The following is a 14,456-nucleotide window of genomic DNA, read 5'->3' on the forward strand; positions in this document are numbered from 1 at the left end:
AAAAAAGGTCCGGCATGCCGGACCTTTTCTTTTTCAGCGGGTTAACGCTCCCAGTAGGACTCTTCCAGGCTGTCTTCCCGCTCCGGCAGGCCACGGGTGAGGCGCGGCGAATGCTGGTTCAACACCTGGTAGCTGACGCGGTTGGCGTATTTGCACACCTGCGCCAGGGAGGAATAAGTCAGGTAGCTGCGCACGTGCTTGCTGGAATTCGGCACGTTATGGCGGTGATAGCCGTTGGCGGCAATATCGTGCAGCAACGCCGACAGCGCGCCGTCGCCGGCGCCGTTGGTGTTCATGATCCTCTCCGGCCCGCCCATATACGGCGCGATGTGCGAATAAACGCGCAGCGGATTTTCACAGTGTTCACGGCGCATGGCGCGGCTGAATTCGTAGCGGTTGAACTCGGCGATATGCCCCGGCAGCAGCGGGTGCTGGGTCTGGCGCTTGTTGGCCTCTTCGGTGTAGCCCGCCATATACAGGCCGTTCGGCCCGGCGGTGCACAGCACCAGATCCACCCACTCCAGCGCCATGTCCGAGGCGGTCAACGGATCGCTCAGCCCGGTCAGCTCCAGCGCTTCGTCTTCGTTCATCGCCAGAATCGTCACGTTTTCCTTCAGGAAGTCGCGCCACCACTGCGGGTTGTCGGCAATGACGTACTTAGTGCCCAGCGTCAATACCACCGGCACGTCGTGTTTTTTGGCGTATTCGATCGCCTGCAGGGTGGCGGCCTTCATCGGCTCCCCTTCCTTGCAGCGCACCAGATAAGAGCTCAGCACCAGCGCCGACGCGCCGGCGATCACCTCTTCAGGAATGCTTTCCGGGCGCAGCTGGTTCATCTGGCCCGGGTTGATGGCGAAGGTGCGCTCGCCGCTTTCGCCAATCAGCGTGAAACAGCGGCCGATGGCGCCATCAACGCCCTGCAGATAGTTAAGATCGGTACGGCTGGAGGTATTGCACAGGTAACGGTAGGCATAGCTGCCGATTTTCACGTTGCTGCACATCACGCCGAGCAGCACCGAGCGATCGTCCGCCAGCACCGAATAGTTGTGCATGGTATTGCCGATGGTGCCGCCGGCGAACTGATGGGTAACCAGGTTGTTGTCATTCAGTTCCTGATACAGCGCCTCGGCGACGTCGTCTTCGATCACCAGAGAGTGGCCCAGGCTCAGGCCGTAGCGCTGGACAAAAGCGTCGTCCACTTTCGCCTCGATATCCACCAGCGTCTGATCGATGCCGACGATATACGAGGTGCTGATTTCACTTTCGGGCTGGGCCTGCTGCAGAAGCGGATCGCGGGCGCTCACCGGGAAATAGTGTTTGGACTTGCGTTTACCAGGAAATTTCATGTGATTGGCGGTGGTGACGGTTTAACAAGCGGAGAATGTTAACACATCCCCGCCCGATCACGATGCATCTAATATACAGATTATGGATGATTACAGGCGCTGCGCCACCAACTGCTGCATCATATCGATATGCGCCGGCTCGTCGTTCAACGCCGAGATATATTCAAACTTCTCGCCGCCGGCCTTGAGGAAGATCTCGCGGTTCTGTTCTTTGATCTCTTCCAGCGTTTCCAGGCAGTCCGCCGAGAAACCCGGGCAAATCAGCTGAATGTGCTTCACGCCCTGCGCCGGCAGCCCCTTCAGGGTCTCATCGGTGTATGGCGTCAGCCACGGCTCGCGGCCGAAGCGCGATTGGTACGTCATCATCACGCGTTCCGGCGCCAGCGGCAGCGTGGCGCTCAGCGCACGCAGGGTGTCCTCGCAGCGCTGCGGGTAGTCGTCACCCAGGCGCGCATAACGTTTGGGAATGCCGTGGAACGACAGCACCAGCCGATCCGGCTGGCCGTGCTCGGCGAACGAGCGCTCCACGCTTTGCTGCAGCGCGGCGATGTAGGCCGGATGTTCGGCGTAATCGCGGATGAAGGCCACAGAAGGCAAACGGCGATAGCCTTTCAGCACCCGCGCTACGCCATCCCATACCGCCGCGCTGGTGGAACAGGAATATTGCGGATAGAGCGGCAGCACCACCAGGTTGGTCACGCCCTGCGCCAACAGCTTGTCGATGGCTTCCGCCAGGCTCGGCGAACCGTAGCTCATGCCCAGCTCCACCGGCGTATTCGGCATGCGCGCCGCCAGCGCCCGCTGTTGGCGGCGGCTGTACACCAGCAGCGGCGAGCCCTCTTCCATCCACACCGACTGATACAGCTTCGCCACGCGCGGCGAACGGATCGGCAAGATCGCGCCGTTGAGGATCGGCCACCAGATCAGCGGCGCCGTATCGACCACGCGATCGTCACTGAGGAATTCCTTCAGATAGCGTTTGACCGCCGACGAGGTCGGCGCATCTGGTGTGCCCAGGTTCACCAGTAATACGCCGTGTTTCTCTTGCTTCATCTCAGTTCCCCTCATTTCCTTTCCGGCCGGCATTCCGTTCTGGGTCGGGATGTCAGCAGTCATTAATGCCGGCTATTGTAACGGAAAAGTCCTGCATCGAAACCGATAACAGCAACAGGCTATGCCTGTGGGCCTTCCCTTTGCGCCAGTTGCCACACCGCCGCCACATTGCGCGCCGTCACCTGCAGATTGCGATCGGCGTCCGCCAGCGCTTCTTCCAGCGTCACGATGCGATCGAGCACCGAAAACGCCGCGTCGATGCCGTGTTGATGCACCACCTGGTAATCCGGCGTCAGGCTGCCGGCGATGGCGATCACCGGCACCCCGTGGCGCTTGGCCACCCGCGCCACGCCGATCGGCGTTTTGCCGTGGATCGACTGGCTGTCCAGCCGCCCTTCGCCGGTGATCACCAGATCGGCATCGCGCACCGCCTCATCCAGACGCAGGGTTTCGGTGACGATCTCGATGCCCGGCCGCAAGCGCGCGCTGAGCATGCCGAGCAGCGCCGCCCCCATGCCGCCCGCCGCCCCCGCGCCCGGCCGGGTGAGCACGGCGCGGCCGGTTTCCCGTTCCAGCAGTTCGCCATAGTGATGCAGCGCCGCATCGAGCTGGACCACCATCTCCGGCGTCGCCCCCTTCTGCGGCCCAAACACCGCCGAGGCGCCCTTTTCGCCGCACAGCGGGTTATCGACGTCGCAGGCGGCGGTTACGCTCACCCATTGCCAACGCGCATCCAGCCCGGCGAGATCGAGGTGCGCCAGCTGCGCCAGGGCCGCCCCGCCCACCGGCAGCGGCCGGCGATCCTTATCCAACAATTTAACGCCCAGCGCCTGCATCATCCCGGCGCCGCCGTCGTTGGTGGCGCTGCCGCCGATGCCGAGAATGATCGCCTTCACGCCGCGCTCCAGCGCCGCCAGCATCAGTTCGCCGGTGCCGTAACTGGTGGTGATGCGCGGATCGCGCCGGCCGGGCGGCGCCAGGTGCAGCCCGGAAGCGGCGGCCATTTCAATCACTGCGGTTGCGCCGTCGCCCAGCAGGCCATAGAACCCCTGCACCGGCTCTCCCAGCGGCCCGGTGACCGTCACCTGGACGATTTCGCCGCCGGTGGCCGCCACCATCGACTCCACCGTGCCTTCGCCGCCGTCCGCCATCGGCAGCTTCACGTAGTGCGCCTGCGGATAAATTTGGCGGAATCCCCGCTCGATGGCGTCGGCAACGCCGAGCGCGCTCAGGCTCTCTTTGAAAGAATCCGGGGCAATAACCACTTTTTTCAGCGTTTTCATCACTGTTCCTTATCCCGCCAGGTTAAATACGCCAAACATCAGCGCCGAGATTGCCGCGATGGTGAATCCCACCAGCGTTTCATACGGCAACAGCTTCAGCCGCTCGTGCACCGCCATATTGACGCTGCCGCCGGTAGCGTGGAAGAAGCTGCCGTGCGGCAGGTGATCCAGCACCGTGGCGCCCGCATGGATCATCGCCGCGCCGGCCAGCCCGCTCACGCCCAGCTCGAGCAGCGTGGAGCTGAACACCCCGGAAGCCACGGCGGTGCCGGCGGTGGTCGACGCGGTCGCCATCGACATCAGCGCGCCGGACAGCGGCGCCAGCAGCCAGGCCGGCAGCCCGGTGTGCGTTAAGCCGTTAATCAAGACATCCTTCAGCGCCGAGTTGGCGATAATGCCCGCCAGCGTGCCGGTGCCGAGCAGCATGATCGCCACCGGCGCCATGCGCGACAGGCCGGAGACCATAAACTGATTGCACTGGCGGATGCGCCCCATCAGCAGCGCGCCCGCCAACCCGCCGGCCGGCAGCGCGATCAGCGGATCGACGGCGATACCGGCGATCGGCCGCAGCGACAGCAGCAGGATCGCCACCAACGGCGCGCTGATCGCCGCAGCGAAGCCCGGCCGCGCCCCTTCGGCATGCTGGGTCAGCTCTTCGGCCATCACTTTGCTGCCTTTATCGCTCAGGCGACGCGCCAGCAGATAGGCCACCACCAGGCCGCACAGCCCCGGCACGATGCCGGCCATCATCACCGAGGTGAGCGGCACGTGGAAGTTGTCCGCCGCCGCAATGGTGTTCGGATTAGGTGACATCACGTTGCCGGCCTTGCCACCGCCGATCATCGCCAGCAGGATCGCCGCGCGCGAAATGCCGGCCTTCTGGGCGATCGACAGCGCGATCGGCGCGACGGTGATCACCGCCACGTCGATAAATACCCCCACCGCCGTCAGGATCAGTGTAGCCACCGCCAGCGCCAGCAGCGCTCGGGTTTCACCCACCTTGCGCACGATGGTTTCGGCGATGGTGTGCGCCGCGCCGGATTCGATCAGCACTCCGGCCAGCACCCCCGCCGCCAGAATGCGCATCACGGCGTTGGTGATGCCCTGCGCCCCGCCGATCATCAGCGTTACGGTCTGCACCAGGTCGGCGCCGCCGCACAGCCCGCCCGCCAGCGCGCCGGCGATCATGCCGTAAGCCGGTGGCACCTTGCGTAGAATCAGGACGATGGCGACGGCTAACGCCACCAGCGCCCCCAGAGTGGATACGGTTGTCATTGTTGTTTTCTCCGTGGTTGATGTGCAGGCCAACATATCCCGCGCGCCCGGCGTTGGCCTGAGGGGAAACAACAAAAAATCGCCGGGTGAACGGCGTGGAATTTGTGGGTTGGCACAACTCAGTCGTGCATCAACATGCCGATATACAACCGCAGAGCGTCGGTTAATTGATTGATTTTCATGCCGGTTATCGCTTCGATGCGCTGCAGGCGATAGCGCAGGGTATTGACGTGGATATGCAGCTGCGCGGCGGTCTGCGTCTGATCACAATTCTGCGAAAAATAGTGGCGCAGCGTGCCGCGCAGCACGCCTTTTTCGTCCTGTTCGCCCAGCGTCCGCCAGGGGCGCCCCAGCTCCTGCGCGCGCCAGTCCTCCCCCAGATCGCACAGCAGCGACGGCAGCGGATAGTCGTGGTAGAACAGCGTGGCATGGCGCAGTTTCAGGCGCTGCGCCATCGCCTGGGTGGCGCGCGCCGTCAGGCTGGAACGGTAGGCGCTTTGCGGATCGTCATAAAAACCGCCGACGATCAAGCGCACCCGAAAGCGGTGTTTGAGCTGGTTTTGCAAACGCTGGGCCTGTTGGCGCTCCAGCTTCAGGCTCCATTCGCCCTGCGCCATACAGGCCGGGCGCAGCAGGGTCATTTCATTGAAGCCGGTAATGGCGATCAACGCGTCGCGCTGGGTGGCTTCCAGCTCCGCCAGCAACTCGCGCAGCAGGTGCGGCTGCGCCTCTTGCAGCTCGACGATCCACACGATGCGCGCCTGGCGCAGTTCCAATCCCAGATACGCCGCCATCGCCGCCAGCGACGCAGTGTTCGGCTGCGGTTGCAGCAGCTGATTCGCCAGCTCTTCCCGATAGCGTTTTTCCCACTGGTGCTGATCCAGCAGCGCCGCCTGCTCTACCATCATCTCCGCCGCCATCTTCACCAGCTCGGCGTAGGCACGCACCTCGGCCGGTTCACCGGAGATGCCGATCACCCCCACCCGCTGGTTGCGAAAGCTGAACGGCAGGTTGATGCCGGGCCGCACGCCCTTCAGGTGTTCGGCGGTGACACGGTCGATTTCCACCACCCGGTTCTCCGCCAGCGCCAGCACCGCGCCTTCGTGGCGCTGGAACAGGCGCTGCGGGTTGCCGGAGGCGATGATCACACCGTTGCTGTCCATCACGTTGACGGAATGGCTGATGATACCCATCGCACGCTGGACGATCTGGCGCGCGGTGGCTTCCGCCAGAAGATTGGTCTGTCTGAACATGCCCGCTCCCTGCTGAGGGTGAAAACGCAGCCCTGTTATACGCCATTTGGCGTAAGCGATTAACGGGCACGGCCGCAACAAGCTGCCGCGATCACAATTTGGCGGGAAAACGGCAAAAAAAAACGCCGGGCCACGGGCCCGGCGTCATGCACAATGCGCTTGCGATCAACCGAGGATGGTCGCCAGCTCTGCGCTCACTTCGGCGACCTTGCGGGTGCCGTCGATTTTGCGGTATTGGGTGTTGCCCGCTGCCGCTTCTTTGCTGTAGTAAGAGATCAGCGGCGCGGTCATCTGATGGTATTCCACCAGGCGCTTGCGCACGGTCTCTTCCTGATCGTCCTTGCGCGTGGTCAGCTCTTCGCCGGTCACGTCGTCTTTACCTTCCACCTGCGGCGGATTGAACTTCACGTGGTATACGCGGCCGGACGGCGCGTGCACGCGGCGGCCAACGATGCGGTCAACGATCAGCTCGTCCGGCACGTCGAACTCCAGCACGAAGTCCACGTTGATGCCGGCTTCTTTCATCGCGTCAGCCTGCGGAATGGTGCGTGGGAAACCGTCCAACAGGAAGCCCTTGCGGCAATCTTCCTGAGCGATGCGCTCTTTGACCAGCGCGATCACCAGCTCATCGGTCACCAGCTTGCCGGCGTCCATGATCTCTTTCGCCTGCTTGCCCAGTTCACTGCCGGCCTTCACGGCTGCGCGCAACATATCACCGGTGGAGATTTGCGGAATGCCGTATTTCTCCATGATGAATTGAGCCTGAGTACCTTTACCAGCGCCCGGAGCGCCCAGCAGAATGATACGCATTGCGTAAATCCCCTTGCTATGTAGTTTTTATAAAATTGCGAAAACGCTCAACGATACCATTTCAGGGGGGGCAGGCTCAAGGCGCGCGAAGGAAATCGATTGCGGAATGTGCAAAAAAGCGGACAAGCAAAAGGCGAGAAAAAGCGGGGAAAAATCGGCAATGCGCCCCTAACGGTGCCGTTAAGGGCGCATACCTTCAGCTTTAGGCGGACAGTAACTTATTCATGCGACGGATGAACAGGTTCGGATCCTCCAGCGTGCCGCGTTCAGCCAGCAGCGCCTGATCCAATAACAGGTCGATCCATTCGGCGAAATGTTCGTTATCGCCCACGTCAGATGCGCGTTTGACCAACGCATGCTCAGGATTAAGCTCGAAAATGTACTTCACTTCCGGCGCCTGCTGGCCGGCGGCGGCGAACAGCTTGGCCATCTGGGTGCTCATTTCGTCGGCGTCGGTCACCACGATCGCCGGCGTATCGGTCAGGCGGTGCGTCAGGCGCACATCCTTCACGCGCTCGCCCAGCAGGGTTTTCACGCGTTCGATGAACGGTTCCAGCTGCTTCTCGGCGGCCTTCTGCTCTTCGGTTTCATCCGCCAGTTTATCCAGCGCTTCATCCGCTTTGCTGACCGACTGGAACGGCTTGCCGTCGAACTCGGTCAGGTAGCTCATCATCCACTCGTCGATGCGATCGGACAGCAGCAACACTTCGATGCCTTTCTTGCGGAACAGCTCCAGGTGCGGGCTGCTCTTGGCGGCGGCGTAGCTGTCGGCGGTGATGTAATAAATCTTCTCCTGCCCTTCCGCCATGCGGCCGACGTACTCTTCCAGCGACACGGTCTGCGCCGAACTGTCGCCGTGGGTGGAGGCAAAGCGCAGCAATTTGGCGATCGCTTCCTGGTTGCCGTTGTCTTCCGCCGGACCCTCTTTCAGCACCAGACCGAACTGCTGCCAGAATTTCTGGTAGCCTTCGGCGTCGTCTTTGGCCAGCTTATCCAGCATCTGCAGCACGCGCTTGGTCAGCGCGCCGCGCAGGTTTTGCGTCACGCGGCTGTCTTGCAGGATCTCGCGCGACACGTTCAGCGGCAGATCGTTGGAATCGATCAACCCGCGCACGAAGCGCAGGTAGTTCGGCATGAATTGCTCGGCGTCGTCCATGATGAACACGCGCTGCACATACAGCTTCAGGCCGTGCTTGTGATCGCGGTTCCACATGTCCCACGGCGCCTGTGCCGGGATATACAGCAGGCTGGTGTACTCCTGCTTGCCTTCCACCCGGTTGTGGCTCCAGCTCAGCGGATCGGTGAAGTCGTGGGCAATGTGCTTGTAGAACTCTTTGTACTCTTCGTCGGTCACGTCCGCCTTGCTGCGGGTCCACAGGGCCTGCGCCTTGTTGATCTTCTCCCAGGTGACGGTATCGTCTTCTTCGTTTTTGCTTTCGATCTCTACCGGCAAGGCGATGTGATCGGAATATTTGCCGATCACCGAGCGCAGGCGCCAGGCGTCGAGGTACTCATCTTCGCCTTCGCGCAGATGCAGGGTGATTTCGGTGCCGCGGGTCTCTTTGGTGATATCGGCGATGGTGTAGTCGCCTTCGCCGGCAGACTCCCAGAACACGCCTTCGTCATCGGCGGCACCGGCGGCGCGGGTGCGCACGGTCACTTTGTCCGCCACGATGAACGCCGAGTAGAAACCGACGCCGAACTGGCCGATCAGCTGGCTGTCTTTCGCCTGATCGGAACCGATGGATTCCAGGAACGCTTTGGTGCCGGACTTGGCGATGGTGCCGAGGTTTTCGATCACTTCTTCGCGGCGCATGCCGATGCCGTTGTCGGCGATGGTCAGGGTGCGCTGCTCTTTATCGAAGGACAAACGTACGCGCAGCTCGCCGTCGCCGGCGTACAGCTCTGGCGCGGACAGGGCGCGGAAGCGCAGCTTGTCGGCGGCGTCAGAGGCGTTGGAAATCAGCTCGCGCAGGAAAATTTCTTTGTTGGAGTACAGCGAATGGATCATCAAATGAAGCAGCTGTTTTACTTCAGACTGGAACCCGCGGGTTTCTTGACCTTTCATACTCATTGATTACCTCAAAAGACAATGGCTACCAAAATCGAACAATGAGGATCAGATGAGGGTCAGGGTCTTGTTTTTCAAGCGGACGGCGGGAGATTTTTGGCAAAAAAATGACGGGGCCGAACGGCCCCATCCGGGAAAACATCAGAACTTGATGGCGTGACGCCCGGCCAGCGAATGCGACAGCGTGGTGCCATCGACCATTTCCAGCTCGCCGCCCACCGGCACGCCGTGGGCGATACGGCTGGCGAGCACGCCATACTGGCCGCACATCTCAGCGATGTAGTTGGCGGTCGCTTCCCCTTCCACCGTCGGGTTGGTGGCGAGGATCACTTCGGTGATGCTTTCCTTTTCCAGCCGTTGCTCCAGGCGATCCAGACCGATATCGCCCGGCCCGATGCCGTCCAGCGGCGACAGATGCCCCATCAACACAAAGTAGCGCCCGGCGAACTGGCCGGTCTGCTCGATGGCGTGGATATCCGCCGGGCTTTCCACCACGCAAATCTGGCCGTTTTGCTGACGGCGCGGGTTGGCGCAGATGGTGCAGACGTCCTGTTCGGTGAAGGTGCGGCAATCGGCGCAGTGGCCGATCTCCGACATCGCGCGCGTCAACGCCTGCGCCAGGCGCATACCACCGCTGCGATCGCGCTGCAGCAGCTGAAACGCCATGCGCTGCGCCGATTTCGGGCCAACGCCCGGCAGGCAACGCAGCGCCTCCATCAGGGATTCAAGGAGCGGGCTGGTTTGCATCAGAACGGCATCTTGAAGCCAGGCGGCAACTGCATGCCGCTGGAAACGGAGGCCATTTTCTCTTTCTGGGTCTCTTCGATACGGCGCGCGGCGTCGTTAAACGCGGCGGCGATCAGATCTTCCAGCATGTCTTTGTCGTCTTCCATCAGGCTAGGATCGATCTCCACGCGGCGGCAGTTGTGCGCGCCGTTGATGGTGACCTTCACCAGGCCCGCGCCAGACTCGCCGGTTACTTCCAATTTGGCGACTTCTTCCTGCATCTGCTGCATTTTTTCTTGCATTTGCTGGGCTTGCTTCATCAGGTTGCCCAGACCGCCTTTACCAAACATAGTCGTCTCTCGTCGCTAGGGCCGCGCACCTCGCGCGGCGTTTAAAGGGGGCGGATACTCTCTTCATCCAGATCCGCGTCGAAGAACCGGCACAGCGTCTGAATATGGGTATCCGCAACGATGGACTGGCGCGCCTGCGCCAGCTTTTCTTCATAGATGGCTTGTCGCCACTCCAGCGGGGTGCGCTCCGCCGGATTATCGTCCTCTATCACGGTCAGCTCGATCGGGCTGCCGTACAGCTCACCGAGCGCTTCGGCCAACGTCTTCTGCGCCGAAGGCGAATTCAGATGACGCTGCGAAGACCGCAGATGGAGGCAAATCTTGCCCGCTTCCGGCTGCTGCTTGAAGGCGTTCAACGCCAGCTGCTGCACCAGTTTCGGGATCTTCAGCTTGTCGATTTCCGCCGCCCAGGCGTCGCGCTCCAGCGACTCCACCACCAGCTTGGCGGCCAGCTCCGGCGTTTTCTCGTGCTCCAACGCCGTGCGCAGCGCTTTCGGCGTCGCCAGCGGTTCCGGCGCCGCTTCCGGCTCGGTCTGCGCGCGCCAGCGATAGGCTTCCGGCTTGGCCGGTTTTTCCGGCACCTTCTTCTCCGCCAGGCGCTGCTGGCTACGCTCGGTCACGGAAGCCAAACGCCCCAGTGCCGAGTTTGCCGGCCGCGCTATTCCTGGCGCCGCCGGCTCATTCTTTTTTGGTGTGGATGCTCCCTGCTGCCGTTGCAGCTGGGACCGCGCTTTCAACAGCTGGGCGGTGGCATCCGGTAATGGGGTCGATGATTGTCGCTGTGGCGCGGCCGGCTGCCCTAACGGCGGCGGCGCGTCCTGAAACTGCGGCGGCTGTTGCGCTGCGGCCGCCTGCGGCTGCGCCATCGGCGCCGGCGCGGTCTGCACCAACGCCACCGGCTCCGGGATCACCGCTTTCGGGTGAAACGCCAGCGCGCGCAGCAGGGTCATCTCAACCCCCATGCGGCGATCCGGCGCATAGGCCAGCTCTTTGCGGCCCACCAACAGCGTCTGGTAGTAAAGTTGCACATCGGCCGGCGGCAGGGTGCGCGCCAGCTCGCGCAGCCGTTGTTCCACGGCGGCGTAGTGGTTGTCGAGCATCGAAGGCAGCAGCTGCACCATCGCAATGCGGTGCAGCAGCGCCAGCGTCTCCACCAGCAGGTTTTCCCAGTCCACGCCGCGCGAAGCGGCCTGCGCGACCTGCGCCATCACCTTTTCGCCGTCGGCGCTGACCAGCGCTTCGAGGATCGCCAGCGGCTGCTCATCATCGAGCGTGCCGAGCATCTGGCTGACGGTGGCGGCGGTCACCTGCCCCTGCCCCATGGCGATCGCCTGATCGGTCAGGCTCAGCGCATCGCGCATGCTGCCGTCGGCGGCGCGCGCCAGCAGCTGCAGCGCGCGGGCGTCGCTGGTGATCTGTTCCGCCGTCAGCACCGTTTCCAGCTGCTGGCGGATCTGATCGACGTCCAGCGCCTTGAGGTGGAACTGCAGACAGCGCGAGAGAATGGTCACCGGCAGCTTTTGCGGATCGGTAGTGGCCAACAGGAATTTGACGTGCGGCGGCGGCTCTTCCAGCGTCTTCAGCAACGCGTTGAAGCTGTGGCGCGAGAGCATGTGCACTTCGTCGATCAGGTAGACCTTGAAGCGGCCGCGCGCCGGCGCGTACTGGACGTTGTCCAGCAGATCGCGGGTATCTTCCACCTTGGTTCGGGAAGCGGCGTCGATCTCGATCAAATCGACGAAGCGCCCCTGCTCGATCTCGCGGCAGTTGTCGCATTGACCGCACGGCGTGGCGGTGATGCCGGTTTCACAGTTCAGGCCTTTGGCCAGCAGGCGCGCGATAGTGGTTTTCCCCACGCCGCGGGTGCCCGAGAACAGATAGGCGTGATGGATCCGCCCCAGCGAGAGGCCGTTGGCCAGCGCGGTCAGGACATGTTCCTGGCCGACCACGTCTGCGAACGTTTGAGGGCGCCACTTACGGGCGAGAACCTGATAGCTCATTAATACCGGAGAAGTCGAGGAATCTGGAGGGTCATGCTAACACAGCCCCGCGGCGATCCGCGAGGCCGTTGTGCCCAAGGGGCGTTGCCGCATCAATGGCCGGCGAAGTCCACCAGGCAGTAGCAGTCGATGCCCAGCTTGTTCAGACGCGCTTCCCCGCCCAAATCCGGCAGGTTGATGATGAACGCGGCGTCTTTCACTTCACCGCCCAGGCGGCGGATCAGTTTGGTGGTCGCTTCGATGGTGCCGCCGGTCGCCAGCAGATCGTCCACCACCAGCACTTTGTCACCCGCGGTGATGGCGTCGGTGTGGATCTCCAGCTTGTCGGTGCCGTACTCCAGCTCATAGCTTTCGCTGAGCGTGGCGCGCGGCAGTTTGCCCGGTTTGCGCACCGGCACGAAACCGACGCCCAATGCCAGCGCGACGGGCGCGCCGAACAGGAAACCACGCGCTTCGGTACCCACCACCTTGGTCACGCCCGCTTCGCGATAGCGCTCAACCAGCAGCTCGATGCTGGCGGCGTAGGCCAACGGGTGTTCCAGCAGGCTGGTCACGTCGCGGAACAGGATGCCCGGCTTCGGATAATCCGGGATGGTTTTGATACTGTCTTTAATAAACTGAAGCTGCTGCGCAGTAGCGGTCATAATTGTTGCCTGATAAAACTGCCTGAAAACCGGCGCGCCGCTCACCCACCGCCCCCGGGTGAAACACACCGGAGAAGAAATGGCAGGCGATCCGCGCACGAAAACGCCCAAATCTATGCAAACTGGCGGACAAATGCAACTCTCCCCTGCATCTTTCAGCCCGCAGCGTTGCTGACCGCACGCATTCCCCCCCGGTCACTCACCTAAGTCAGCTCTTGGAGATGCCTGCGTTTGTCGCCTGGCTGCGGCTTGAAAGCTATTGGGGAGTTTAAGGGACAATCAGCGCTGTTTTTGTTGCGGCAGATCAATAACCGGCAGGCGCAGCATAAAGGTCAGCAAAATAGCCAGCATCAGCAGCAACAGCCCGCGCACCCACCAGATTTTCACCAGCCACAGCGAACAGGCGAAGGTGAGCACGATCACCAGCACAGCCTTCCACTTCGCCCCCGGCGGCAGCGCGCGATGCTGCTGCCAGTGGCGCAGATAGGGGCCGAACCAGGAACGGTGCAGCAGCCAGTGATGAAAGCGCGGCGAAGAGCGGGCGAAGCACCAGGCGGCCAACAGCAGGAACGGCGTGGTCGGCAGCAGCGGCAGCACCACGCCCAACGTCGCCAGCACCACCGCCAGCCAGCCTAAAATGATCAATAACCCACGCGCCATGCGGCTCTTCGCTCCTCAATCGGTTGCCGCCTACTGTAGCATCGGCGCCGCGCAGGTGGAATATGCGTGCGGCGCTTGTTTCACGGCAGGATCGCGGGCAAGCTTACGCCAGTTGAAATCAAGAGGGAGCTTATGTGAGCACTCAGCGTCTATTACAGGTGTTGGCACAGCAGATCGCGGCGCTGGCGGCCGAAGTGACCCCGCGCGGCGACGCCCCGATCCCGCAGGCACGCTTCGACGCTGCCCTGTTCGCCAACCGCGGCACGCGGCTGCGCGACTATTTGGCCGAAGTGGAGAAGAATTTCGCCCAGTTGCAAAGCGCCGCCAACGACAGCCGCACCAGCCAGGTGGCCTTTCTGGCCGAAAAACTGGTGGCTCAGACCGCCGCCCTGCAGCGCGAGCTGGCAACCCAGGCGCTGCGGCGCAAGAACCAGCCGAAAGAAGCCCCCGAGGCCGATCTGTACCACAAGCTGGCCGAGCATCAGGACTACGAACGCCGGCTGATCGCCATGATTCAGGATCGGGAAAGCCTGCTCGGCCGCCAAACCACGCTGGCGGCGCAGCAGAAGCTGCAGCACGAGCTGGCGGCGTTGGAGGGGCGCCTGATGCGCTGCCGCCAAGCGCTGGCGCGCATCGAGCGCAATATCGAGCGCAAAGAAAACGGTTTTTGAAGATTTATCACAATATTTTAATGATTATTCCCGGTTGCGCGCCGAGTTCACTATACTCTGCCGGTACGCGAGTGATTCATCCCATTAATTAATATAAGCGCAGGTGCTATGTCTCTGGAAAACGCCTCACCCGAACTGCAGCTGGCGGTAGACTTGATTTACCTGCTGGAGTGCAACGAGATCGATCCGGCCACCGCGCTGGCGGCGCTGGATATTGTCAAACGGGATTATCAGGAAAAACTGCAGCGCGCCGGCGTCACCTCTCCCTATCTGCCTGCCGGACAGTAATCAGGGACAGCGACGCTGTCCCTTTC

14 protein-coding genes and 1 other annotated feature are annotated in these 14,456 nt (G+C 62.4%); of the genes, 2 read left to right on the plus strand and 12 right to left on the minus strand.

Annotation, left to right across the window (positions count from 1 at the left end; translation table 11 throughout):
- Nucleotides 1-41: 41 nt before the first annotated feature.
- From ACYF6X_RS15155 to ACYF6X_RS15210, 12 genes are all read right to left on the minus strand, one after another.
- On the minus strand, nt 42-1,346 hold the full coding sequence (locus tag ACYF6X_RS15155; RefSeq protein WP_049199930.1) for an inosine/guanosine kinase: 1,305 nt from the start codon (nt 1,344-1,346) through the stop codon (nt 42-44).
- A 90-nt stretch (nt 1,347-1,436) separates the two neighbouring features.
- Nucleotides 1,437-2,399, minus strand: a complete 963-nt coding sequence (gene hemH, locus ACYF6X_RS15160; RefSeq protein ID WP_004940253.1) for a ferrochelatase — start codon at nt 2,397-2,399, stop codon at nt 1,437-1,439.
- 119 nt (nt 2,400-2,518) lie between these two features.
- A complete protein-coding gene (locus ACYF6X_RS15165; protein ID WP_406880109.1) occupies nt 2,519-3,682 on the minus strand; it encodes a glycerate kinase in 1,164 nt (387 codons plus the stop codon).
- Between the two features lie 9 nt (nt 3,683-3,691).
- Nucleotides 3,692-4,957 carry a GntP family permease gene (locus tag ACYF6X_RS15170; RefSeq protein WP_015376868.1) on the minus strand — a complete coding sequence of 422 codons (1,266 nt, stop codon included), beginning with the start codon at nt 4,955-4,957 and terminating at the stop codon, nt 3,692-3,694.
- A gap of 119 nt (nt 4,958-5,076) precedes the next feature.
- Nucleotides 5,077-6,210 (minus strand): sugar diacid recognition domain-containing protein, encoded by a 1,134-nt coding sequence (locus ACYF6X_RS15175; protein WP_063990993.1) that lies wholly within the window; start codon nt 6,208-6,210, stop codon nt 5,077-5,079.
- A gap of 165 nt (nt 6,211-6,375) precedes the next feature.
- Complete coding sequence (gene adk / locus ACYF6X_RS15180; protein ID WP_004940261.1) at nt 6,376-7,020, minus strand: adenylate kinase; 645 nt, start codon at nt 7,018-7,020, stop codon at nt 6,376-6,378.
- 202 nt (nt 7,021-7,222) lie between these two features.
- Nucleotides 7,223-9,088, minus strand: a complete 1,866-nt coding sequence (htpG, locus tag ACYF6X_RS15185) for a molecular chaperone HtpG (protein ID WP_165384402.1) — start codon at nt 9,086-9,088, stop codon at nt 7,223-7,225.
- A gap of 144 nt (nt 9,089-9,232) precedes the next feature.
- Nucleotides 9,233-9,838 carry a recombination mediator RecR gene (gene recR / locus ACYF6X_RS15190; RefSeq protein ID WP_004940263.1) on the minus strand — a complete coding sequence of 202 codons (606 nt, stop codon included), beginning with the start codon at nt 9,836-9,838 and terminating at the stop codon, nt 9,233-9,235.
- On the minus strand, nt 9,838-10,167 hold the full coding sequence (locus tag ACYF6X_RS15195; protein ID WP_025301790.1) for a YbaB/EbfC family nucleoid-associated protein: 330 nt from the start codon (nt 10,165-10,167) through the stop codon (nt 9,838-9,840). The genes recR and ACYF6X_RS15195 overlap by 1 nt, the downstream gene beginning before the upstream one ends.
- Before the next feature lie 41 nt (nt 10,168-10,208).
- On the minus strand, nt 10,209-12,167 hold the full coding sequence (gene dnaX / locus ACYF6X_RS15200) for a DNA polymerase III subunit gamma/tau (RefSeq protein WP_107227191.1): 1,959 nt from the start codon (nt 12,165-12,167) through the stop codon (nt 10,209-10,211).
- Nucleotides 10,812-10,876, minus strand: a sequence feature (DnaX frameshifting element). It overlaps the preceding gene by 65 nt.
- 92 nt (nt 12,168-12,259) lie before the next feature.
- Nucleotides 12,260-12,811 carry an adenine phosphoribosyltransferase gene (apt, locus tag ACYF6X_RS15205; RefSeq protein ID WP_063991172.1) on the minus strand — a complete coding sequence of 184 codons (552 nt, stop codon included), beginning with the start codon at nt 12,809-12,811 and terminating at the stop codon, nt 12,260-12,262.
- Nucleotides 12,812-13,090: 279 nt separating this feature from the next.
- Nucleotides 13,091-13,471: a DUF454 family protein gene (locus tag ACYF6X_RS15210; RefSeq protein WP_063990990.1), complete on the minus strand. Its 381-nt coding sequence runs from the start codon at nt 13,469-13,471 to the stop codon at nt 13,091-13,093.
- Between the two features lie 134 nt (nt 13,472-13,605).
- Here ACYF6X_RS15210 and priC point away from each other — a divergent pair, with 134 nt between their 5' ends.
- Nucleotides 13,606-14,142, plus strand: a complete 537-nt coding sequence (gene priC / locus ACYF6X_RS15215; protein WP_130018521.1) for a primosomal replication protein PriC — start codon at nt 13,606-13,608, stop codon at nt 14,140-14,142.
- A gap of 108 nt (nt 14,143-14,250) precedes the next feature.
- Nucleotides 14,251-14,430 (plus strand): pleiotropic regulatory protein RsmS, encoded by a 180-nt coding sequence (gene rsmS / locus ACYF6X_RS15220; protein ID WP_016928837.1) that lies wholly within the window; start codon nt 14,251-14,253, stop codon nt 14,428-14,430.
- Nucleotides 14,431-14,456 lie beyond the last annotated feature (26 nt).

This window comes from Serratia sp. ID 25-353 (genome assembly GCF_054792795.1).